Genomic DNA, 21884 nt, shown 5'->3' with positions numbered 1-21884 from the left:
GAGATAAGTGGGGTAAGGGGATGCAGCCGATAACGGGTTTTTCACTACTAACAGAGCATGCTTATGGACTTGAGCCTAATTCACTAAAAATGCCCCTGTATTTCAATGGCCAATCTACTCACACTTTTATTGCAGGTCGAGTGATTGAAGGCCAATACCGCTGCGTTTTACCCAATAAAACCTCGGGGTATTTAGTCATCACTTCTTTCGATTGTCCCTTCGAAGAATCGACCGAGTTTAGTCTACTTGATGAAGAGTTTAAGATCATTGCGACAACCTCTTTGGCGCAACTGTACGATTCTTTTCTGCTTTATGCCCATTGGCCCATGGCGGATAACCGACTGAGGTTGCACTATTACGGTCAGTTTGTGCTGGATTTAGTCATTACTGCGAGCAGCTCTTGGTTACCTTTTCAGCCGAAACTTAAGCTGATTGAAGTTGTTGCTCCTCAAAGCGATCCGCAAACAGCCTCCTCTCTTGCTGAATTAGCCCAGCGTTTAGCGCGGATTGATAATATAAACTGAGTGAGGTTTGAATTAAATTAAGTTAAAAAAAGAAAGGGCTACTCGCCCTTTCATGTTCATCATTTATATCTATTACTCATGCGGAAAGTTTTATAAGCCTGCTTGCAAAGACGTTTAAAAACCTAATAAAAGCTTCCTCACATCAGCTTATTTGACTCCCAAAAATCTTAGAAGAAACCTAAAGGATTCACATCGTAACTCACCAAGAGATTCTTGGTATTTTGATAATGGTTGAGCATCATCTTATGGGTTTCGCGGCCAATACCAGATTTTTTGTATCCACCAAAGGCGGCATGGGCAGGATAGGCGTGGTAACAGTTAATCCACACGCGGCCCGCTTGAATACCGCGTCCCATACGTTGAGCCGTGTTCATGTCCCGCGTCCACACGCCAGCGCCTAGGCCGTACTCAGTATCGTTGGCGATCGCTAAGGCTTCGGCTTCATCTTTAAAGGTGGTGACCGAAATCACTGGGCCGAAGATCTCCTCTTGGAAGATCCGCATCTTATTATGGCCTTTCATAATCGTCGGGCTGATGTAATAACCTTCGCTTTGGCCGCCATCGAGTTGGCAAAGTGTGCCGCCCAGTAGCACTTCTGCACCTTCAGCCTTACCTATGGCTAAGTAGCTTAAGATTTTATCGAACTGTTCTTTGGAGGCTTGAGCGCCAACTTGAGTGTCGGTATCTAAGGGATCGCCTTGCTTAATGGTTTGCGCGCGGGCGAGCACTTTCTCGATAAAGCGATCAAAAATCGACTCTTGGATTAACACCCGTGATGGGCAAGTACAGACTTCACCTTGGTTAAAGAAGGCCAGCAACATACCTTCGACGGCCTTATTTAAATATTCGTCTTCATGGTCCATCACATCGGCAAAAAACACGTTGGGCGACTTGCCGCCAAGCTCAACGGTCGATGGAATTAAGGATTCGGCGGCGCATTTTAAAATGTGATAGCCAATTTCGGTGGAGCCCGTAAATGCAAGCTTAGCGATGCGTTTGCTGGTGGCCAGTGCTTGTCCCGCCTCCGCGCCAAAGCCGTTGACTACGTTAAGAATGCCCGCAGGTAATAGGTCTTCAATCAGCTCGAGCAAGACCAGAATCGAGACTGGTGTTTGCTCCGCAGGTTTGAGTACCACACAGTTACCCGCCGCAAGCGCAGGGGCGATTTTCCATGCCGCCATCAAGAGCGGGAAGTTCCAAGGAATAATCTGGCCGACCACGCCCAAAGGTTCTGGGAAGTGATAGCTGACTGTGTTGCCGTCGATATCGGCAGCGCTGCCTTCCTGTGCGCGGATGCAACCGGCAAAGTAGCGGAAGTGATCGACGAATAAGGGCAAGTCGGCGTTTAAGGTTTCACGCACAGCTTTACCGTTTTCCCAGGTTTCGGCGACGGCTAAATATTCGAGGTTTTGTTCGACCCGATCGGCAATGCGCAACAACAGGTTTGAGCGCTCGGTGACTGAGGTCTTACCCCATGCTTCTTTGGCTGCGTGGGCGGCATCTAATGCTAATTCAATATCTTGGGCATCGGAGCGTGGGATTTGGCAAAAGTTTTGGCCATTTACGGGTGAGCGATTGTCAAAGTATTTACCATTGACCGGGGCGACCCATTTACCACCGATAAAGTTGGCATATTTTTCTTTGAAGTTAACGATTGCGCCTGCGGTTCCGGGTTGAGCATAAATCATAGAATCATTCCTTCTTGTTGATTAGCTTAGTGTTCTCTAACGTAACACTTGAGACTTGCATACCTAAGGTGCATCGCAAGGAGGGTGCCAAACTGGCAAGAGTTGTACACTTGTTGTGCTAACAGTATGATGAAAAGCTAATTTTGCAGATTTGAAAAAGTATGGGCACTCAGGGAGTGAGGTGTGTCCTGTGGTCACTTTGTCATCGATCGGCGCACTCAAGTGTGCCGAAACGGAACACAGCTCGGGGGAGCACGGCTATGACAGTTAAACCGCATTTACCATCGACACAGGCGTGGTTGGCCGATTCGTGGCAGCGCAGCATTGGCGCTGGCTTGTCCGAGTTTCAGTTACCCCAAGAGCTTAGGCTCGATGCCAGCGAACTAAAGCAGAAACATGAGCAATATCAAATGCTCATCGCATTAGTGCAATCCCATGCTTTGCCCTTGTTCAATCAGTTGATGGCGCATTCTAATAGCCGACTCTTGCTCTCCGATGCCGAGGGTTATGTGCTTAGGCACTGGGGCGTGAGCCGCTACTCCACAAAACTGGCGGACGTGGCTTTGGATATCGGGGTGAATTGGCTCGAGCAGCACAAAGGCACCAATGCAATAGGGACGGCACTCACAGCCAAACAAGCCGTATCTGTAGTGGGTGAGCAGCATTTTATTCGCCAGAATCGTTTTATGAGTTGCACCGCCTGCCCAATATTTTCCCCCCAAGGTGAGATGCTCGGGGTGATTGATATCACCAGCGAGCAGCAAAGACACACTCAGCAGACGCTGATGTTAGTGTCCAGTTTGGCGCAGCAGGTCGAGACCGCGCTCTTGTGCCATCTGCCCGATAGCCATTATCGAATCGATTTAGCGGCGCAGCCCAATCTGCTCAGTTCGGGTTGGCAGGGCATAGTGATTGCCGACAGCGATGGCCGTATCGTGGGTTATAATCCCATGGCGAAACAATTGCTTAATCAAGCCAAGGTGGGTGATAGCGTTGAGCAGTACCTAGGTGATAATTGGAACCGTGCGGGCGGTTTTAATCCACATTTAGCTTTGCATTTACAGACTCAGCCCTTAAATATTCCCAGCGCTAAGGAGCGAGTTGCGATTAGCAATAAATCGCTCACTCAACTGGGCGTGCGGTTTCGCGATCCTCAACTTGAGCGCGCATGGCAACATGCCAATAAGGTGATCACCAAGCAAATTCCGCTGTTAGTGCTCGGTGAAACCGGCGTCGGTAAAGAGCAGTTTGTTAAAAAGCTCCATGCCCAAAGCGCGCGTCGCAGCGAGCCCTTAGTGGCGGTGAACTGCGCGGCATTGCCCGCTGAATTAGTCGAATCTGAACTCTTTGGTTATCAGGCGGGCGCTTTTACTGGGGCAAACCGCACTGGATTTATCGGCAAAATTCGCCAAGCCCACGGTGGTTTTTTGTTTTTAGATGAGATCGGCGAAATGCCGCTGGCGGCCCAGAGTCGTTTACTCAGAGTATTGCAAGAGCGCGAAGTGGTACCCGTCGGCAGTAATCAAAGCTTTAAAGTCGATATCCAAATCATTGCCGCAACCCATATGGATTTAGAAAAGCAGGTGATTCAAGGGCTGTTTCGACAGGATTTATTCTATAGGCTTAATGGTTTGCAAGTACGTTTACCTGCGCTGCGTGAGCGGCTGGATATCGAGCGCATTATCCATAAATTGCACCGTAAACATCGTATCGCCGCGCAGGATATCTGCCCCGAACTGCTAGTGCAAATGATGCAACACGATTGGCCGGGTAATTTGCGTGAGCTCGATAACCTTATGCAAGTCGCTTGCTTGATGGCTGAAGGCGATGACACTTTAACTTGGCAGCACTTACCCGATTATCTTGCGGCCAAGTTAATGCGCGAGCCGTTAAATGCCAAGCCGTTATGTGAAGAGGCTCAAACCTGCCAAGACGCTGCATCACACCCGCTAAGTAGTACTATAGCGGTCCAACCCAATGCTCAGTTGTTAACTGCAGGGACTGCAGAGATTAATTCTCTCCATGGAGCGATTTATAGCAATGTACTGCAGGCATTTCAGGCCTGTAATGGTAATGTGAGCCAATGTGCCAAGCGCTTAGGAATTAGCCGTAATGCCTTGTATCGTAAGCTGAAACAGTTTGGTATTAAGGAATGATAATAGAACGATGGCAAATGCCGATAATCCCTTCCACCTTTAGCTAAAGGGCTTAGCAGCAGAGGTTATTTGGGTAAACTCATATATACCTTAAGACCATGGGGAATGCGATTTTCGGCTTTAATTTTACCCTTATGGGCGCTAATGGCAGCCTCGGTAATCGCAAGACCCAAGCCCCAGCCGCCACTTTCCCTTTGTCTTGCCGAGTCTGGACGATAGAAAGGTTTAAAAATCGCATCGAGTTCGGCGGGATCTATCCCCGGGCCATCATCTTCAATGGTAATGTGCACGTGATTTTCCGATTGAGCCGCATGGATATGAATATCACTCTGGGCGTAGCGAATCGCATTGCGCAGCAGGTTTTCGATGGCGCGGGAAAGGGATTTTGGAAATTGAGCTAATTCGATATCTTCATCTATTTCTATCGTGATTTTTTTGCCCTGTTGCTCGGCTTCAAATTCAGCATCATCCAATACTTGGCTTAAGGATTCGGCTAGGCCTAACTTAACCTTAGTCTCGTTAGTGCTGAGTTTAACCCGTGACAACTCGAGTAACTCGGCGATCAGTTTCTCTAACTGCTCGGCCTCGTAGGCGATGCGGTCTGTCTCCGTGGTTTGCTGTCCCTTTTTACGGGCGAGGGCTAAGGATAGTTGTAGGCGCGTCAAGGGGGTGCGCAGTTCATGGGAAATGTCGCCCATCAACCGCTGTTGGTTGTTCACCATAGCTTCAATGGAATCCGCCATGCTGTTAAAAGCCGTGGCGAGTTGGCCTATTTCATCATTACGTTGGGTTGTTGCCCTATCGACGCGGTTGCTTAAGTCACCTTCTGCGAGGGCATTGGCACTCTTTTTAAGTGAATTTAATGCTTTGCCTAGGTGCCATGCGAGCAGGGCACAGAGTAATCCCGAGAGTACAATCGCTAGACTTAGAGTTAATAGCTTGTTTTCAATGAAGAAGAAAAACCAAGGACGCGGATGGATATCCGGTAGGCGGCCATAGATAAAATAGGTTTCACCTTCTAAGGTGAATTGGTGGGGACCGAAAACCAATTCGTCTTTAAATTGATGGCTAATAGGTTGTTTTTCTTCATCGGTCATCAACATAAAACTGCGAACACCGCGGCTTATCCTATTGGTGTTAAGCACTTGTCCTTGGCTGTTTACTAAGTACAGCCGCAGTGGTTTACCTTCTATATCCCTGTGTCTTTCCCAGCGGCGCAGAAAATCTGATTTGAGCAGAGTCGGATTTTCTTGGATGCGCAATGCGACAGTGGCGAGCATTTTTTCAAGGTGCGGTGGAATGGGCGCCCTATCGTGATTTTGTTGTAGCAATGGCAATAGGCCAACCAAAGCAATGATCAGCGAGCTACAGAGCCAAAATCCGAGTAATAATTTGATAAATAAGCGATTAGGCACAGTCAACTCCGCCGTTTAGGGTAACCAAATATAGCCTTTGCCACGGATAGTTTTCACCCTCGGCCTGCCATCGCTACGCTCGGGAAGCTTTTTCCGTAAATTGGACAGGTGCATATCTAGACTGCGATCGAAGGGCATCAGTTTTTTACCGAGCACAATTTCGTTTAATTCTTCCTTATTCATTAACTCGCCAGCGTGCAGCGCCAGGGTATGCAGCAGGGTAAATTCTGTGCCAGTGAGTATGATCAACTGCTCGTTACAGTAAGCCTCTTGGCGGGAAGGATCTAAACGCAGATCGCCAAATTCCTGTGCTGGAGTCGCATGAATTTCTTGGGCCGTTAAATGGGAGCGGCGGATAATGGCGCGAATTCGGGCGATAAGCTCTCTGTCGTTAAAGGGCTTAGGCAAATAGTCGTCGGCCCCGATTTCAAGGCCAACAACGCGGTCGATTTCATCACCGCGGGCGGTCAGCATTAACACTGGGGTTTGCTTATGTTGTCGTAGGGCGCGTAGCACTTCGAAACCATTTAACTTAGGTAACATCACATCGAGTAAGATCAAATCGTAATCCGTCGCCAAGGCCAACTCTAGGCCCTGTTTGCCATCGTAGGCCAAGGTTAACTTAAACCCTTCTAGCTCGAGTAATTGCCCGAGGAGTTCTGATAGACCGAGATCGTCATCGATTAATAATATCCGACTCATACTGTTCCTTAATCTCTGTAATATGGCCTTTTGCGCCCGATCATCTCGGGGACTTTAGTGCTTTGGCTGAGTATACCCGTTTTGATGTCAATTGCTGTGTAGCAATGTAAGCCAAAGTAAAGAATAGGGAATCTGTGATATCCAAGTTACCTCAATATACGAGTTTCAGCATATTAAGGTTGTTTGGGCAGAGTTATTGTCGCAACTTTACAGTGATTTACTCAGGCAACGCCCTCACTTACATATAGCCCTTTAGACTGTAATGGTCGAAAGTGATTCGGCTTTTAAAAGGGTCGTCACTGTGTCTTATCTTTACAACATAAAGTTGAACTATTGAGGTTAACATGATGAAAACATTATCTCCTTTAAAAGCAGGGCTATTTGCCTTATTCGCAAGCTCAGCGGTATTAGCGACAACGGTCAATGCCGAACCGACTCAAGGTTGTGACCATTCAATGGGTGAGTTCCATAAAAAAGGCGATAGGATGGCCCATGACGGTATGCACAGAATGTTTGAAGGGCTCGATTTAACCGATGCGCAGAAGGCCGACATTAAAAAACTGTTTGCTGAGCAACGTGCCGCTCGCAGTGAAAATCGACCCACGAAAGAAGCACGTTTAGCCCATCGCAATGAGCTGCAAGCCTTAATTACTTCAGCAAGCTTCGATGAAACCCAGGCGAAGGCGTTGCTCAGCGCGCAGCAAGAAAGGCGTCAAGAGCATGCTATCGAGCGTATGAAGATGCAGAACCAAATTTACAATCTGCTGACGCCAGAGCAGCAGGCTAAATTTAAAGCGCGATTTGAAGCACAAGTTGTTAAAGAACCTCGCGGTTAAGCAACTTAGCTGATATACAATAGAGTCATAGCTTCCCGATATAAATCCCAATGACTCAAACTTCCCAATACGATTTTTGGGTCAAACTGGCTAGCCGCGCTTCCGTGGCTACCGCTTTGACCCTTATTACTATCAAGCTATTGGCTTGGTTATACTCAGGTTCTGCCAGTATGTTGGCGTCCCTGACGGATTCCTTTGCCGACGCACTCGCTTCTATTATCAATTTTATTGCCATTCGCTACGCGTTAGTGCCTGCCGATCATGACCATAGGTATGGTCACGGAAAAGCAGAACCCTTAGCGTCTCTCGCCCAGTCAGCCTTTATTATGGGCTCCGCTTTTTTGCTGCTGTTTTACGGTGGGGAGCGCCTTATTACCCCTGCACCTGTGGAGAATGCTACCCTAGGGGTAGTCGTTTCTGTGGTTGCGATAGTGTTGACACTGGCACTGGTGATGTTGCAAAAACGGGCGCTCGCCGCAACCAATAGCACTGTGGTAGAAGCCGATTCCTTACACTATAAGTCCGACTTATTCCTTAATGCTGCTGTGTTATTGGCATTAGTCCTATCCCAATATGGCTGGTGGTGGGCAGATGGATTATTTGCGGTAATGATTGCCTTTTATATTGGTCATCAAGCCTTTGGCCTAGGTTATCGCTCAATTCAGGCTCTGTTAGACCGAGAGTTAGATGAAGAAACCCGTCAGCGGATCAAGCAAATTGCGAAGGAAGACCCTCGGGTGCAAGGGCTGCATGATTTACGGACGCGGCAGGCGGGTAAAACGGTTTTTATTCAATTCCATTTAGAGCTAGATGGCAATTTAAGTTTAAATGAAGCCCACAGTATCGCCGATACTACGGGCCTTAGAGTCAAGGCCGCATTTGAAGATGCCGAGGTGATTATTCACCAAGATCCGGTAAAACTGGAGCCGAGTCTCAATCCGTAAGTTTAGGATGAGATGCCGATAAAGCGGTTCATACAAGTCTACGACTGTTAGCGGTTCTTTTTGAGCCGCTTATTTAAAGCTGAATCAATCCTGTATAGAGTGTATTTAATTTTTGTCACCGGTAACTCTTTTTATCGGTTTGTTGTAATATCCGCAGCGTTTAGTTATCAGCATAAATCATTAGGGAAGTATGATGAAAAAATTATCTTTAGTTACCATTTCTTTATTATCAGTATTAGCGACAGCCCAAGTTTCTGCGGCCACCGACACAACAGGATTTTATGTAGGTGGTGCATTGAATAAAGTCACAATCGATGGTGATGATTTTACTGACTCTCAGTCAGGTACTGGTATTGGTGCTTACGGCGGTTATAACTTCAACGACTGGTTTGGTTTAGAAGCTAACCTGTTTGCCACTGGCGATCTAGGCGATAGGGATGTGGATGTTAGCGCTGGCGCATTAAGCTTTACACCTAAATTTACCGCACAAATCAATGATATTTTCTCAGTTTACGGTAAGGTGGGTATCGCCTCTATGGCGATAGTGCTCGATGGCAATGGTTTTGATGAAGACTTGACCGGTTTTGGTTGGACCTACGGTGTAGGTGTGAATGCTGCCGTGACCGAGCACCTCAACATTCGAGTCAGTTATGATGTCACTACGGGTGAGTTGGATGCTGATAATAACCGTTTAGGATTAAATGATATCGACACAGATATTAAGCAATTTGCTGTCGGTGTACATTATCAATTCTAATTTGTCGGTATTTAGCGCGTTTAATTGTCGCTAGCCGCAATAGAAATCTATAAAAAAGGGATATGAATATATCCCTTTTTGTTGTCTATAAATAAACCTATATCGCTATTATTAGCGGGTAACGCTTAATCTATAGACAACTCTTTTAATTTTCGCGTTAGCGTATTTCGTCCCCAACCTAAACGTTTCGCCGCTTCTTGTTTATGGCCTTGAGTATGCCGCAGCGCAGTTTCTAGCAGAATACGCTCGAAAGCGGGCTGCACCTCGGTCAATAGATCGCTATTTCCCTCCGAGAGTTTTTGATCTATCCACTCAGTCAGTGCTGATTGCCAATCTTGGCTGCCTTTTGCCGCGTGGGCCACACTCACAGGCTCTTTGAGCAGTTCAGGCGGTAAATCCTGGGGTAAAATTTCCTGTCCAGAAGCCATCACAGTGAGCCAGCGGCAAGTGTTTTCGAGCTGTCTTACGTTACCCGGCCAGGGGAGCTGCGAGAGCTTAGCCGCAGTTTCCTTGGTCATTATCTTAGTTTCGACGCCGATTTCCTTTGCCGCCGAAGCCAGAAAATGGGTAGCGAGCTGGGGGATGTCCTCACGGCGTTGTGATAGTGGTGGTAAGTGCACGCGGATCACGTTGAGGCGATGGAATAAATCTTCCCTAAAGCCGCCTTTTTGCACTAATAATTCAAGATCTTGGTGAGTTGCCGCTATGATACGCACATCCACTTGCACCGCATTATGACCACCGACGCGGTAGAACTGGCCATCGGCGAGGACCCGTAACAGTCGTGTTTGCACATCCAGCGGCATGTCGCCGATTTCATCTAAAAAGAGTGTGCCACCATTGGCTTGTTCGAAGCGACCTTGGCGCACATTGGCGGCGCCGGTGAAGGCACCTTTTTCGTGGCCGAAGAGTTCAGACTCGATCAAATCCTTAGGGATCGCCGCCATATTTAAGGCGATAAAGGGTTTGTCTTTGCGGGGACTGTGTTTGTGCAATGCGCCAGCGACCAGTTCTTTGCCCGTCCCCGACTGGCCATTAATGAGCACGCTAATGGATGAGCGTGAAAGCCTGCCTATGGCGCGAAATACCTCCTGCATCGCCGGCGCTTCACCTATGATTTCGGGGGTTTTTACCTGGGCTTCCTGCGCGGGGGCCGGGCTCTGCTCCGTGGCATGGGTGAGGGCTCGCTCGACGAGGGAGATGGCTTCATCGATGTCGAAGGGTTTGGGTAGATACTCAAATGCGCCCGCTTGATAGGCACTTACGGCACTGTCTAAGTCCGAGTGCGCCGTCATAATGATCACGGGAATATGGGGATAATGGATTTGCAGCCTTTCGAGTAGGCTGAGTCCATCTGTCCCCGGCATGCGGATATCCGACACTATTACCCTAGGTTGGGAGATCTCTAATGCCTGCCATAGGGACTCAGCCGCGGCAAAGCTGGCGGTGCTGAGTTTGGCACCTTGGAGTGCTTTTTCTAGCACCCAACGTATCGAGCTATCATCGTCGAGGATCCACACTTGTTCACTCATTCGCATCTTGCTTCCTCATACGGTATGGGTTGGTGCTGTCGCAATTATTTGGCGCTTAAAATCGGTAAAGAAATAATAAATTCGGTATGCCCTGCGCTGGAAAGACAATCGATTCTGCCCGAATGTAATCGGGCAATATTATGGGCAATTGACAAACCTAGCCCTGAACCTTGCTCGCGGCTGGTGACCATAGGGTAAAACAGCGTATCCATTAACTCGGTCGGTATGCCAGGGCCATTGTCGATAATCGATAATGTCAGTACCAGCTTGTGTCGCTGTGAGCCTATTGTCACTTGGTGCTGGGTGCGAGTGCGGATCAAAATCTCGCCGCCCGTATGTTCAAGTGCTTGGACTGCGTTTTGCAAAATGTTGAGCACAGCTTGCTGCATTTGATCTGGGTCCATCTCGATATCGGGGATGGACGGATCGTAGTCTCGCTTAAGCTGGATGTTCGCGGGCAGCGTCATTTCAACCAGTTTGTACACCTTCTGCACCACTTGATGAATGTTATGCAGACTGTGTTGTGTCGGCCTTTGGGGGCCGAGCAGACGGTCGACTAAGTTACGCAGGCGATCGGCTTGCTCTATGATTAGGCTGGTAAATTCCTTTTGTGCCGGGTCCTCGAGTTCCCGGGATAATAGCTGCGCCGCACCGCGCAGACCGCCGAGGGGATTTTTGATCTCGTGGGCTAAGTTACGCACTAAAAACTGCGCCGCTTGCTGTTGTGCATCTTGGCTCAGTTGCTGGTGGATACGTCTCTGTTGGTCGACTTGGCGCAGCTCGAGCAGGCTCAGTTGTGTTTCATCTTCGAGGGGGATCAGTGTGAGATCCACAGTGTGATGTTGTCCATCGAGGGTGACGAGTGTGGCGGTGTTTACCGTTAATCCTTGGCTGGCTTGTACTGCATCACTCAGCAATTGAGCCTGGACACCAAGAATTTGATAATGCTCCGGCAAGGCTTGCTCTATCAGTCTATGGCTACCCACGCCTAATAATTGCTCTGCCGCCGCATTGGCATAGCAAGGTTTGAGATCCTTATCTATGACAAGTACCGCAGTGACTAAATGATTAAGCAGAGTCTCTTTATCCATCGACCATTCCTGAAAATAAAGTTGCACCACTATGGTGCACCAATCTGGTGCAAGCTGCAACTCGACTTCATCAAACGGTCTAATTTATCCTGAACAACCTAACACATTGTTATTAAATGTCTTAATTGGATTTTGGTTGTTTCTTTGGGGGTGGAGTCATCGCCGCTTGATGAAGAAATATCTTTCTTGGTGAACTAGATGCAAAGACTTTGCCGCTTTGAGTCATAGCGTCAACAACAAGGGTATGTTCGCCCCTATCTATGTTGGTGAGTTTAAATATGCCGCCCACTTGGGGTTGGCCAATGACTTGTCCATCGAGTTTTAATGCCATCAGATATCGGCCCTTAATTTCGGGAGTCACTGTGGCCATCACTTCAAAATCGCCATTATTATCCCTGACGGTCGCCTCTTCTTCAGGCGAAGTGATATTGACTTGATAAGCCATGTTTTCAATCACTTGATCGTTAGCGCTCGAATCGAGTTGGGCTGGAGGTAAGGCGATTTGGTTCAAGGTTTTTTCTTTTAACTCAACTACTTCTGCATTGGGATGTGGTTCATCAGAGTAATGAACTTTCCCATCCTTATCGACCCATTTATACACAGTTGCCTGTGCCAGCGTGCTAAGCAGCAATAGGCCTATGAGTGTGAATGTGCGCATGCAAAAGCCCTTTTATCAGTGAGGGGGAGTTAATCAAGATTAGTCTCTTTTGCATCAAAAATCATGGTGTTTGTCATGCGGCGTCGCTATATAGAAGGTGTAAAGCTGGCAGGAAAAGGGAGGCAAAAGCGGACTGGGTTGAATGGGCTTAAATTCGGGCACACTCATGTACCCGAACTCGAGTTGTAAATTACAGGCTTGCGTCGAGTTGTTTCTCGATCTCACTCGCTTTAACCCAAGCTGCATGTTGGGATAATTGAGTGGCATAGCGTTGAATGTGTTCAAATTTTGCGAGATCGCCACTGTTAGCCAGTAGTTCGACCACGAAGGACATCATAATATCCGCGCCTGTGAGCTTGTCTGCAACCAAGTAGGTTTTATCGGCTAACCTATCATTAAAGTAGTGGCTTATCTTACTGACTTCTATCGCCGCATAATCTTCAAGGAAGTTGGTTTTACAACCGTCCTTTTGCACGAACATACGCAGTAATAAAGGCAGCATGGCCGAACTTTCGGCAAAGTGTAGCCATTGCAGATAACTGACATAATCAGCGCTGTCTTTGGCGGGCGCTAAGGTGTCATCCGCATGTTTTTCAATCAGATACTCAGTGATCGCGCCCGACTCGGCTATCACTTGCCCGTCCATTTCGATAACGGGTGATTTGCCTAACGGATGAATTTGCTTAAGTGCGGGTGGCGCGAGAAAAGTCTGGCTATCACGCTGATAACTCTTAATTTGATAAGGTTGGCCGAGTTCCTCTAGCAACCAGATGATACGTTTAGAGCGTGATTTATTGAGATGGTGCAAGGTGATCATTGGCTTCCCTTTCGACTGTGAGAGTATATTTTTAGCTATCGCACCATTATGGTGCGATAGCTCTTTTTTAACGCATTTAGCACACTCGCGCCTGTCTTTGTTCATTTCAAGCTGAGTGTGTTACGTCTTTATCGCTTAGCCTCTCGCGTTCAGTTGCTCGACTATGGCCTGCGCAACGGCTTCCGATGACCCTGGATTTTGACCTGTGATCAAATGGCCATCTGCGACGACAAAGCTTGTCCAATCATCACCTTTGACATAAGTGCCACCCTTTTTCTGCAGCATGTCTTCAACCAAAAATGGCACGACATGGGTGAGTTGCACGGCTTCTTCTTCAGAATTACTGAAACCGGTAACACGCTTGCCGCTGACCAATGGCTTACCATCACTGGCTTTAGGGTGCAGCAATGCAGCAGGCGCATGGCAGACAAGCCCTAGGGGTTTGTTGGTTTGATAAAACTGTTCAATCAAGGCGATAGAATGTTTATCTTCGGCAAGATCCCACAGTGGGCCGTGGCCGCCTGGATAGAAAACCGCATCGTAATCGGCTGCATTGATTTCACTTAAGCGAGTCGTATTTGCTAGCAGTGCTTGCGCCTCAGGATCTTTGCTAAAGCGCGCAGTGGCTTCGGTCTGAAAGTCTGGCTCATCACTTTTTGGATCGAGTGGTGGTTGACCGCCCTGTGGCGAGGCTAAGGTAATGTCAAAACCTTTATCTTTAAAAACATAAAAAGGTGAGGCGAATTCCTCTAGCCAAAAGCCGGTTTTTAAACCGGTATCACCGAGTTTATCGTGTGACGTAAGTACCATTAATATATTCATTTTCATACCTTTACCTAAGTTGCTCACATTAATACGTGTGAGCTTTGGGTTTAGTTCATTTGACGTTAGAGGGCTAAGGTCAAAATCTCACGACTCATGGCTGGGTCAATATTACCGTGTTCGCCAAGCGCCACCATGCCGTGCAGTTCAAGCTGTTTCACGACAGTATCAACATGGCTGGCATCGAGATCATAGGCAGATAAATGTGTCGCTATGCCCATGGCTTCGAAGAAAGCCTTAGTTTTTGCGATAGCGGCATCGATGCGTTCGTCATCAGTACCTGTGTTGATGTGCCACACTCGGTCGGCGTATTGGAGTAACTTTTCGCGTTTAGCCTCTTTTGTGCACTGCAGCAGGGCAGGCAGCACGATTGCCAATGTGCGCGCATGGTCGATATCGTAAAGCGCAGTTAGTTCATGGCCTATCATATGAGTTGCCCAGTCATGCGGCACGCCGACGCCAATAGTGCCGTTGAGTGCCATAGTGGCGACCCACATTAAATTAGCGCGAATGTCATAGTCTTGGGGTTGCACTAGTACCTGTGGACCAAGCTCAATCAAGGTTTGTAGCAGACCTTCGGCAAATCTGTCCTGCACGGCAGCGTTAACTGGGTAAGTTAAGTATTGCTCTGTGATATGTACAAAAGCATCGACCACACCGTTGGCCACTTGGCGCTCTGGTAGGGTGAAGGTTTTAGTCGGATCGAGTATTGAGAATTGTGGATAAACCAAATCATTACGGAATGGCAGTTTAGCCTGCAGCGATTTACGGGTCACTACGCTGGCGTTGTTCATTTCGGAACCCGTCGCAGGCAAGGTTAATACAGAGCCAAAGGGCATAGCTTGAGTTACTTTTGCGCCCCAGCTAGTGAGGATGTCCCAAGGTTCGCCTTCAAATACCGCTGCAGCGGCCACAAATTTAGTGCCATCGATAACCGAACCACCGCCAACCGCTAGGAGGAAGTCGATCTTTTGCTCACGCACTTGTGCGACGGCTTTCATTAAGGTTTCATAGGTTGGGTTTGGCTCAATGCCATCGAACTCGACGACGAAACGATTGCCCAATGATTGTTTTACTTCGTCTAGCGTGCCTGTTTTTCTGGCGCTGCTGCCGCCAAAGAGGAGCATGACTTTAGCATCGCTCGGTACTAAGGCATCAATTTCGGCGATAGTGTTTTTACCGAAACGGATGCGGGTCGGGTTGTAATAGTTAAAATTTAGCATGGACAATTTATCCTACGATTTCATTAATAAGTGGCCCTTAAATTAGTAGACCAGTCGTCTAATTATGGGGCGTGAAAATGTATTCTTTAAAAATCTTTGGCAGATCGATATCAGCCAATATTAGTTTTGAGTCGGTTTAGATTAAGGGGCCGTTTTAGGCGTTAAAATGGCTTTAGTCGTCACTAGCGCACGTTCGAGTGCCGCTGGGCTGTGGCCTAATTTATTCATTAAGCTGGCGCCTAACCACATGTGATACAACATTTCCGCGGTCGATTGCGGATCTTGCAGGGCGATTGATCTATCGGTTATGCCCGCTTGAACACAAGTCGTTAACCTGTCGATTATGCCGGCGGAACCTTTAAGTAAGGCAACACGCATGGCTTCGGATAAATCGGCCACTTCGGCACTGAGCTTTACGACGAGGCACTTTTGATCTACGCAGCCATCGGCTTGCACGTGCAACCATTGTTGCCAGTACTGCATCAAGCGTTGATAGCCCGTCAGCGTCGAGTCATTGAATAATGCGTCTAACTCTAACTGATATTTTTCAAAATAATCGGTTATGAGCGCTTCACCAAATTGTTCTTTGGATTTGAAGTAATGATAAAACGAGCCTTTAGGCACTTCGGCCGCCTGCAGCAGTAGGGATAAGCCGACGCTGGAGAAGCCTTTGCGTACGATCAGCTTATAGCCGATGTCGAGAATGTGCTGGCGAGTGGATTGAGTTTCAATTTTCATGGGGCGTAGCATAAATCAAATTAGACCGGTCGTCTAGTGTTGGTTTTATCGGCGACGTTAACACACTCGATTAGTCTGCTTTATTTTGTGAGTTTTAAGTCAGCCTATTTTGTTGAATAAAATAGCTGCTGAGCAAAACAGTTACAGACTAAAACAGCCAGATGGATAAAAATCAGACGGATAAAGCACTCGAATAGCCGGGTGGGACAACATACTCACAGTGCTGAGAAAATCTTCACTGTGAGCGTTCGATTAACCTGTGGTATTGAAACTTCCACTCAATCGAGATGATTAGAGGTAACTGCAGCAATATTCGGCAATGGCTGTATTGCGGATTTTGAAGCTGACATTGGCGGCAAGCTCAAATTGAGTGCCTGCTTCGAAGGTTTCCCAGGTCGAAGCCCCTGGAAGCAGGACTTCAAATGCACCACTGGTGACTTCCATAATTTCGCCCTGAGAAGTCGAGAATTCATATTCTCCAGGCAAGACCACACCCAATGTTTGTTTGCTACCATCGGCAAAAAATACGCTGCGGCTGGCAACTTTACCCTCAAAGTAGATATTAGCTTTTTTAGCGACTGATACTTGTTCAATTAAACCCATGAGTATTCCCCTATAAATGACTTAGATGTGAATTTATATGCATATTCGGTAAATTTCCATACATTATTTTCGGCGCAAGGGTTGGATAAGGTTTGCCCGTTCCATTGGTTAATTTACCTGTTGTCATTCTGTTTAACTGTTAGGGAGATTAACGAGATAGCGCAAAAAAATATGATTGTAAATTATATGGTTATATTAGGTTTGGCTGCAGTAATATTAAAATAAATTGTTTCGTTTTGTTTAGCGTAAATTCTTATCCTATAGTAAATCAAAATGGAATTTGTTATGACAAGGAGTCGTCCCATGGGTTTTACTCGTAAGATTCAGCTGATCAGCTTGTTAATTGTGCTATTGCCTCTGATAGTGGCGACAGCAATCGTCACTTACCTCGCTCGAAATGAGCTATTTACCGAAGCTCAATCGCGGCTTATCGCAGTGCGTGAGATAAAGCAGCGGCAGATTAGCGACATGTTTCAAGACTTCTCTTATAACTTACAGTCGGTGAGTGCCATTATTGCGAGTCAGCCAAATCTTGACTCCGTATCTGGGTTAGATCCAACCCTAAAATCCCTTAATAAACTTCTTGGTTTCTATGATCTTTTTATTATTAGGGACGATGGCAGCGTATTTTATACCGTAGCAAAGGAGCCGGATTATGGGACTAATTTGCGGACTGGCCCCTATCGTACTTCTGGATTGGCGCAATTATTTGAGCGGGCATTAGCCTCATCTGAGGTTGTGTTGCTGCAGGATTTTTCCGCGTATGCACCTTCAAATGGGCAGCCGGCGGCATTTATAGGTCAAGCGATTCAGTACAATCAACAGCGGCTAGTGGTTGCTGCACAGGTCTCTATCGAGCGAATTAATCGAGTCATGCAAATTCGAGAGGGTATGGGTGACACTGGTGAAACCTACCTTATCGGCCCAGATAATCGCATGCGTTCCGACTCGTTTCTTGATCCTGTTAAACGGACAGTTACAGCATCATTTGCAGGTTCTGTTGCCCATAATGGAGTCGATACTCTAGCTGTAAAAGCGGCATTGGCCGGTGAAAAAGGCGTAATGCAGCTATATGATTATAATGGTCATTTAGTAGTGTCGGCCTATTCTCCAGTGATAGAGATGGGGCTAAAGTGGGGGCTGATGGCCGAGATCGATGTCAGCGAGATAGCTGCGCCAGCTTATCGTATGCTGTACATAGGTTTAACTATCTGTGTGTTGTCCATAGTGCTTGCCATTGCTGCGGCTAAGTGTGTTACCCGCTTTGTGCTTACCCCCTTAGGCGGTGAGCCCGAGGATATGTGCCAGTTGACCAGTATGATCGCCTCTGGTGATTTGACCCATAGTTTGCCCCACGGGCATTCGGATAATCATCTTATGAGCTGGTTGGCGCGGATGCAGACTAAGCTCAAAGAAATTATCAGTCAGCTGGTGGGCGTTGGCCATGAACTCGAATCGGCAGCGGAGCAAAATTCTGCCGCCATGACCCAAGCCGATTGCAGTATTCAAATGCAGGCGAAAGAGACGGATATGCTCGCAACCGCAGTCGAAGAAATGAGTTATGCTGCGGCGGAAATTAGCGCTAACACCATGAAATCCTCCGATGAAGTGTCCGCCTGCACTCATTCGAGTGGCATTCTCTCGCAAAACCTGGCGAGTACCCGCCAAAGTTTGAAAATCACCTTAGACAGCTTCGCCACTATCCATCAACAGGTGGGCAGTCTGGAGGCTGATAGCCAAAAAATCGGCTCAGTATTGGCGGTGATTAATGCCATTGCCGAACAAACGAATCTGCTATCACTTAATGCGGCGATTGAGGCCGCGCGTGCGGGGGAGCATGGCCGTGGCTTTGCTGTGGTGGCCGATGAGGTGCGCCAATTAGCGGTTAAGGTTCAATTGGCGACTCAGGATATTGGCCAAGTGTTAAAAGGCATTCAGCAACAGTCTGGCGTGTTGGCGCAGCATAGTGTGACTTGTACAACCGAGGCATCCAAAACCGCGGAAGATGCCGATGGTATGCAAACCGCTGTGGATGATATCGCCCAACGCCTCGATACCTTAAGGGCTTTAATGATCCAAACGGCCACCGCTGCGGAGGAGCAAACAACAGTGTCGGCTACAATAGCGCAGGGGATCGCAGGCTTGAGTGTGGCGGCGGAGGAAAACAGTGCGGCGATCAGTCAAGTGGCTGCGAGTACGCGCAGTTTATTGGGTTTGGCCAACCAACTTGGTTTAACAACAGCGCAGTTTAAGGTGTAGGTTAGCTCTATACTCTATTTGCAGTGTTCTCACCATTTTGGTGCTGTAAATGTGACTGAGCTTGATGTTATATCCGCCAGAAATGGATTTCTGGCGGATATTTTTATCAGAACTTCAGTTGGTTATCCCATGAGTGATAATTAACGTTTACGCCAAATGGTCATTTCTGAAATGGAGTGCTGGAATTTACGTTTAGTTTCGCGGATCACAAAGGGAATCTCCTTCACCGCAACCAGCTCAAATTGGCCGATTAAGGTTTCGGTTAAGCCATCTAAGGTCGTAAAATTCTCACCTTTGATTTTAATACCTCCAAGCCATTTCTCCTTCGGGGTATAGTCCTCGAGCCAAGTGTATGGCGATGCGATGACCAGATAGCCTCCTTGATTTATCCTCTGGCCAATACTACCGAGAAAATGCTTAGGATCTTGTAATCTATCAATAAGATTCGAGGCATAAACTAAATCGTAACCTGTGTAGATTGGCTTTAGATTACAGGCATCTCCCTGCATAAAATTGACTTTTTTAGCCTCATTCTGGTAACCCAGTTTAGCTAGACTCGCACTCTTAAACTCCTGCAAGTCACCCTCTGTGCGAATGGTGTAGCGCTTCTCACCCTGTTCGGTCAGTGCGTAGGCCTGTTGAATAAAACGTGCCGAGAAGTCGATACCATCCACATGATCGAACACTTTTGCCAGCTCAAAACTGGCGCGTCCAACGGAGCAGCCAATATCGAGGGCTTTAGCTGTATGGCTGAGTTGAATTTCACTCAGGGCTTGCTGCACGCCATTCACGCAGAAGTTAGCGACACCGAAATATTCGGCGCCATAGTGAAATTCAAGGTATTGGGAAATCAGTTCATCGGTTTCGTACACGTTGACCTCGGCCATTTGGGCAGGATTTTGTAAGGACTCCACATAGCGAAAGCCCGCATGTTGATAGAAGTGACGCCGGAATGCATAGCGTGAGGAGGCAATCGCTTCATTCCCGGTGGAAATCCAAGAGCCGCCTTTGATGAGATTATGTTTACCGTCGAATGTCGGGGTCGAGAAATCGTCGTACAGCGGATGCACGGCAAAGCCGTTAAAGCCATCGATTGCGGTTTCAGTCCATTGCCAGACGTTGCCAATAATGTCGAAAAAACCATTATGTTCGAATCGATTGGTTGGGCAGGAGGAGGCGTAATAAGCCAAAGCAATATTGCCCGGCACTTCATGCCAATCGGGCGCATCGACGGGAATATTTTGCCGAAGAATGTACCATTCAGCCTCGGTGAGTAAACGAATGTTGCTTTGATTTTGCTGGGATTTCCAATTACAAAATGCCTTAGCTTCGAGCTGATTCACCTCCACAGGCCAATTTAAGGGGAGAGGCATTTCTGTTGTCAAATTGCGTTGCCACCATTTGCCCTCCCGCAGGCGCCAAAAGCGAGGCATGGTCGCCTGTGTATAGGCGAGCCAAGCTTGGCCTTCTTCACTCCAAAAATGCGCCGTTTGATATCCACCCGCCATAACGAAGGCGAGGTATTCTTGATTGGTGACTAAATACTTTGATGCCTTAAAATCGGCGACCTTAAAGGTTTTATTACCGTATTCGTTATCCCAACCATAGGTTTGATCCGATTCCTTTTTCCCTAGGGTGATTTTTTGCCCTGCCACGGCAATGAGCTGATTGGGTTCGGCTACGCCCGAGTCATGGCATTCTGGCCAGAGTGGGGTGGGAGCAACGTACTCGAGTGGCAGTTGACGTATGATGACGGAGGAGGTTTCTAAATGGATACGTTCATGCTCAATCCCCATCAAAATTATCCAGGCAGGACTCTCCTGAGTGATAGGTAATGGCAGTGGCATAGTGTCTATGACCCTGTTAACCACGTCTTTTACCTGTTGGCGGTATTGGCGAACATCCGACACGCTGGGCCACTGGTAATGGGTGTCATTTAAATCATCCCAGGACATCTCATCGACACCTATGGCAAACATCGACTCAAAGTGGTCATTAACTCGGACATCGAGGTATTTGCCGAGCATGAGTTTATTGATGTAAAACGTGGCCGTATGGCCAAAATAAAAGATCAGTGGATGGCGTAGCGGTTCGGCTTTTAGGTAGTAGGCGTCATCCTGCTGGATAAGATCAAACAGTGATTCGTACAGTGCCCAGGTCTGGTTAAAATATTGCTTTAGTGTTTGGCGTTTTTGCGCCTCATTATCACCCGTGAGTTTGAGGGATTGGGTGTTTTGCATGTTCGGCTTTTCCATAGGGCAAGCAAACTCCATATTTGTAGGCCTGCGATGCAAGCGTGGTAATGGCTGAATATACGCTCAAGCGAGATCTAGGATCACTGCACTAACCGCTGGCATTGTTTTATTGATGCGTTTTTCCAAACTAACAGAAAGAGCACGGGAGTCCAATGTTAGCGTCCGAGGTTGTGGCCTGAAGATATGACCTTGTTGTGCGGTCTTTTATTGCAATGTCAGAGGGCATAATTCGGGGCTCGGTATGGTAAAAATTATTTTATCCTTTAACAGTATTTTCTCTCTCTAGGTTAAGGCAGAATGATCCCGTCCGTAACATTATTATGCAGGATATAACGGGATGACAATGAACGCATTATGGATACCCGCCTGGTATGAACTTGATCCGTCGCTCGTAGTGGGCGTGACTGAGGAGTTTATATTTCATAAACCCGCGACTAACGAGGTATTAAGATTTTACAGCGGAGCTAAGGGTAACCCAGCCGTAAAGGCGACTGGGACAATTTCGGCCATACATCATAATGTCTTGGGGGACATAGAGAGTGTTGATGCACAGGGGCTTGATTATACGCTAGTTTTAAAGGATGGTCGCCGTCTGTTAGTGAATGCAGAGGAAGATCCTGGACTCATTTACGAGTGGGTTGATGAGAGTTGGCAACCCTCTGATATGGTGGTCGACGATTGGCAGTTAGCCGTAAAATTGACCTCCCTATCAGCATTGACGCCGATAGGTTAACTGGGTTGTCATTTTAAGGGGCAGTTAGGTTCCTCCACTGGGGTCTGCTGCTCCACCCGCTCCTTCAATAATAGCTATTCCCTTTTTATTGGCTCTACCTCAGCGTTATAAAACTCTAACGTATTCATGCT

General features: G+C 47.5%; 19 protein-coding genes. 7 read left to right on the top strand and 12 right to left on the bottom strand.

Going from position 1 to position 21884, the window contains the following annotated elements; translation table 11 throughout:
- Nucleotides 1-20: 20 nt before the first annotated feature.
- On the top strand, nt 21-524 hold the full coding sequence (locus JFT56_RS18295; protein ID WP_198781396.1) for a hypothetical protein: 504 nt from the start codon (nt 21-23) through the stop codon (nt 522-524).
- A gap of 167 nt (nt 525-691) precedes the next feature.
- Here the strand turns inward: JFT56_RS18295 and JFT56_RS18290 are convergent, their stop codons facing one another.
- On the bottom strand, nt 692-2212 hold the full coding sequence (locus JFT56_RS18290; RefSeq protein ID WP_198781395.1) for an aldehyde dehydrogenase family protein: 1521 nt from the start codon (nt 2210-2212) through the stop codon (nt 692-694).
- Nucleotides 2213-2472: 260 nt separating this feature from the next.
- Here JFT56_RS18290 and JFT56_RS18285 point away from each other — a divergent pair, with 260 nt between their 5' ends.
- Nucleotides 2473-4368: a sigma-54-dependent Fis family transcriptional regulator gene (locus JFT56_RS18285; RefSeq protein WP_198781394.1), complete on the top strand. Its 1896-nt coding sequence runs from the start codon at nt 2473-2475 to the stop codon at nt 4366-4368.
- 65 nt (nt 4369-4433) lie between these two features.
- Here JFT56_RS18285 and JFT56_RS18280 read toward each other — a convergent pair whose 3' ends face one another.
- Both JFT56_RS18280 and JFT56_RS18275 read right to left on the bottom strand, forming a co-directional pair.
- Entirely contained in the window at nt 4434-5783 is a 1350-nt protein-coding gene (locus JFT56_RS18280) for an ATP-binding protein (protein ID WP_198781393.1), read from the bottom strand.
- Nucleotides 5784-5798: 15 nt separating this feature from the next.
- The gene (locus tag JFT56_RS18275; RefSeq protein WP_011074105.1) at nt 5799-6485 is read right to left on the bottom strand and encodes a response regulator; all 687 of its coding nucleotides are present in this window, start codon (nt 6483-6485) and stop codon (nt 5799-5801) included.
- Nucleotides 6486-6832: 347 nt separating this feature from the next.
- Between JFT56_RS18275 and JFT56_RS18270 the strand changes: the two genes are divergently transcribed.
- From JFT56_RS18270 to JFT56_RS18260, 3 genes are all read left to right on the top strand, one after another.
- Entirely contained in the window at nt 6833-7321 is a 489-nt protein-coding gene (locus JFT56_RS18270) for a Spy/CpxP family protein refolding chaperone (RefSeq protein WP_198783637.1), read from the top strand.
- 50 nt (nt 7322-7371) lie between these two features.
- A complete protein-coding gene (locus JFT56_RS18265; protein ID WP_198781392.1) occupies nt 7372-8265 on the top strand; it encodes a cation diffusion facilitator family transporter in 894 nt (297 codons plus the stop codon).
- A 193-nt stretch (nt 8266-8458) separates the two neighbouring features.
- The gene (locus tag JFT56_RS18260; RefSeq protein ID WP_198781391.1) at nt 8459-9022 is read left to right on the top strand and encodes a porin family protein; all 564 of its coding nucleotides are present in this window, start codon (nt 8459-8461) and stop codon (nt 9020-9022) included.
- 125 nt (nt 9023-9147) lie between these two features.
- Here the strand turns inward: JFT56_RS18260 and glnG are convergent, their stop codons facing one another.
- The 8 genes from glnG to JFT56_RS18220 form a co-directional block, all read right to left on the bottom strand.
- On the bottom strand, nt 9148-10560 hold the full coding sequence (glnG, locus tag JFT56_RS18255) for a nitrogen regulation protein NR(I) (protein ID WP_198781390.1): 1413 nt from the start codon (nt 10558-10560) through the stop codon (nt 9148-9150).
- A gap of 38 nt (nt 10561-10598) precedes the next feature.
- Nucleotides 10599-11645, bottom strand: coding sequence for a nitrogen regulation protein NR(II) (gene glnL / locus JFT56_RS18250; RefSeq protein WP_198781389.1), 1047 nt, complete (start codon nt 11643-11645; stop codon nt 10599-10601).
- A 121-nt stretch (nt 11646-11766) separates the two neighbouring features.
- The gene (locus JFT56_RS18245; RefSeq protein ID WP_198781388.1) at nt 11767-12303 is read right to left on the bottom strand and encodes a DUF4124 domain-containing protein; all 537 of its coding nucleotides are present in this window, start codon (nt 12301-12303) and stop codon (nt 11767-11769) included.
- Between the two features lie 190 nt (nt 12304-12493).
- Entirely contained in the window at nt 12494-13120 is a 627-nt protein-coding gene (locus tag JFT56_RS18240) for a glutathione S-transferase family protein (RefSeq protein ID WP_198781387.1), read from the bottom strand.
- A gap of 135 nt (nt 13121-13255) precedes the next feature.
- Nucleotides 13256-13948 (bottom strand): type 1 glutamine amidotransferase domain-containing protein, encoded by a 693-nt coding sequence (locus tag JFT56_RS18235; RefSeq protein ID WP_198781386.1) that lies wholly within the window; start codon nt 13946-13948, stop codon nt 13256-13258.
- 59 nt (nt 13949-14007) lie between these two features.
- Nucleotides 14008-15165, bottom strand: coding sequence for an iron-containing alcohol dehydrogenase (locus JFT56_RS18230; protein WP_198781385.1), 1158 nt, complete (start codon nt 15163-15165; stop codon nt 14008-14010).
- Nucleotides 15166-15306: 141 nt separating this feature from the next.
- The gene (locus JFT56_RS18225) at nt 15307-15903 is read right to left on the bottom strand and encodes a TetR/AcrR family transcriptional regulator (protein WP_198781384.1); all 597 of its coding nucleotides are present in this window, start codon (nt 15901-15903) and stop codon (nt 15307-15309) included.
- A gap of 291 nt (nt 15904-16194) precedes the next feature.
- Entirely contained in the window at nt 16195-16506 is a 312-nt protein-coding gene (locus JFT56_RS18220; protein WP_198781383.1) for a pyrimidine/purine nucleoside phosphorylase, read from the bottom strand.
- A gap of 303 nt (nt 16507-16809) precedes the next feature.
- On the opposite strand from JFT56_RS18220, the gene JFT56_RS18215 reads away from it, so the two are divergent.
- Nucleotides 16810-18765, top strand: coding sequence for a methyl-accepting chemotaxis protein (locus tag JFT56_RS18215; RefSeq protein ID WP_198781382.1), 1956 nt, complete (start codon nt 16810-16812; stop codon nt 18763-18765).
- 140 nt (nt 18766-18905) lie between these two features.
- Here the strand turns inward: JFT56_RS18215 and ovoA are convergent, their stop codons facing one another.
- A complete protein-coding gene (gene ovoA / locus JFT56_RS18210) occupies nt 18906-21020 on the bottom strand; it encodes a 5-histidylcysteine sulfoxide synthase (RefSeq protein ID WP_198781381.1) in 2115 nt (704 codons plus the stop codon).
- Between the two features lie 337 nt (nt 21021-21357).
- Here ovoA and JFT56_RS18205 point away from each other — a divergent pair, with 337 nt between their 5' ends.
- A complete protein-coding gene (locus tag JFT56_RS18205) occupies nt 21358-21753 on the top strand; it encodes a hypothetical protein (RefSeq protein WP_198781380.1) in 396 nt (131 codons plus the stop codon).
- The last annotated feature ends 131 nt before the right edge of the window (nt 21754-21884 follow it).

The sequence above is a fragment of the Shewanella putrefaciens genome (assembly GCF_016406305.1).
In the GTDB taxonomy this organism is placed as follows: domain Bacteria; phylum Pseudomonadota; class Gammaproteobacteria; order Enterobacterales; family Shewanellaceae; genus Shewanella; species Shewanella putrefaciens_C.
Note: the sequence above shows the minus strand (reverse complement) of the source record. Positions and strands in the feature narration are given on the sequence as shown.

Bases quoted from the DNA above. Each gene is read 5' to 3' on its own strand.
- JFT56_RS18235 (WP_198781386.1), bottom strand. From the start codon at position 13,948: ATGAAAATGAATATATTAATGGTACTTACGTCACACGATAAACTCGGT.
- JFT56_RS18260 (WP_198781391.1), top strand. From the start codon at position 8,459: ATGAAAAAATTATCTTTAGTTACCATTTCTTTATTATCAGTATTAGCG.
- JFT56_RS18285 (WP_198781394.1), top strand. From the start codon at position 2,473: ATGACAGTTAAACCGCATTTACCATCGACACAGGCGTGGTTGGCCGAT.
- JFT56_RS18230 (WP_198781385.1), bottom strand. From the start codon at position 15,165: ATGCTAAATTTTAACTATTACAACCCGACCCGCATCCGTTTCGGTAAA.
- JFT56_RS18290 (WP_198781395.1), bottom strand. From the start codon at position 2,212: ATGATTTATGCTCAACCCGGAACCGCAGGCGCAATCGTTAACTTCAAA.
- JFT56_RS18245 (WP_198781388.1), bottom strand. From the start codon at position 12,303: ATGCGCACATTCACACTCATAGGCCTATTGCTGCTTAGCACGCTGGCA.
- JFT56_RS18240 (WP_198781387.1), bottom strand. From the start codon at position 13,120: ATGATCACCTTGCACCATCTCAATAAATCACGCTCTAAACGTATCATC.
- JFT56_RS18265 (WP_198781392.1), top strand. From the start codon at position 7,372: ATGACTCAAACTTCCCAATACGATTTTTGGGTCAAACTGGCTAGCCGC.
- JFT56_RS18220 (WP_198781383.1), bottom strand. From the start codon at position 16,506: ATGGGTTTAATTGAACAAGTATCAGTCGCTAAAAAAGCTAATATCTAC.
- glnL (WP_198781389.1), bottom strand. From the start codon at position 11,645: ATGGATAAAGAGACTCTGCTTAATCATTTAGTCACTGCGGTACTTGTC.
- JFT56_RS18225 (WP_198781384.1), bottom strand. From the start codon at position 15,903: ATGAAAATTGAAACTCAATCCACTCGCCAGCACATTCTCGACATCGGC.
- JFT56_RS18275 (WP_011074105.1), bottom strand. From the start codon at position 6,485: ATGAGTCGGATATTATTAATCGATGACGATCTCGGTCTATCAGAACTC.
- JFT56_RS18215 (WP_198781382.1), top strand. From the start codon at position 16,810: ATGGGTTTTACTCGTAAGATTCAGCTGATCAGCTTGTTAATTGTGCTA.
- JFT56_RS18270 (WP_198783637.1), top strand. From the start codon at position 6,833: ATGAAAACATTATCTCCTTTAAAAGCAGGGCTATTTGCCTTATTCGCA.
- JFT56_RS18295 (WP_198781396.1), top strand. From the start codon at position 21: ATGCAGCCGATAACGGGTTTTTCACTACTAACAGAGCATGCTTATGGA.
- glnG (WP_198781390.1), bottom strand. From the start codon at position 10,560: ATGCGAATGAGTGAACAAGTGTGGATCCTCGACGATGATAGCTCGATA.
- JFT56_RS18205 (WP_198781380.1), top strand. From the start codon at position 21,358: ATGACAATGAACGCATTATGGATACCCGCCTGGTATGAACTTGATCCG.
- ovoA (WP_198781381.1), bottom strand. From the start codon at position 21,020: ATGGAAAAGCCGAACATGCAAAACACCCAATCCCTCAAACTCACGGGT.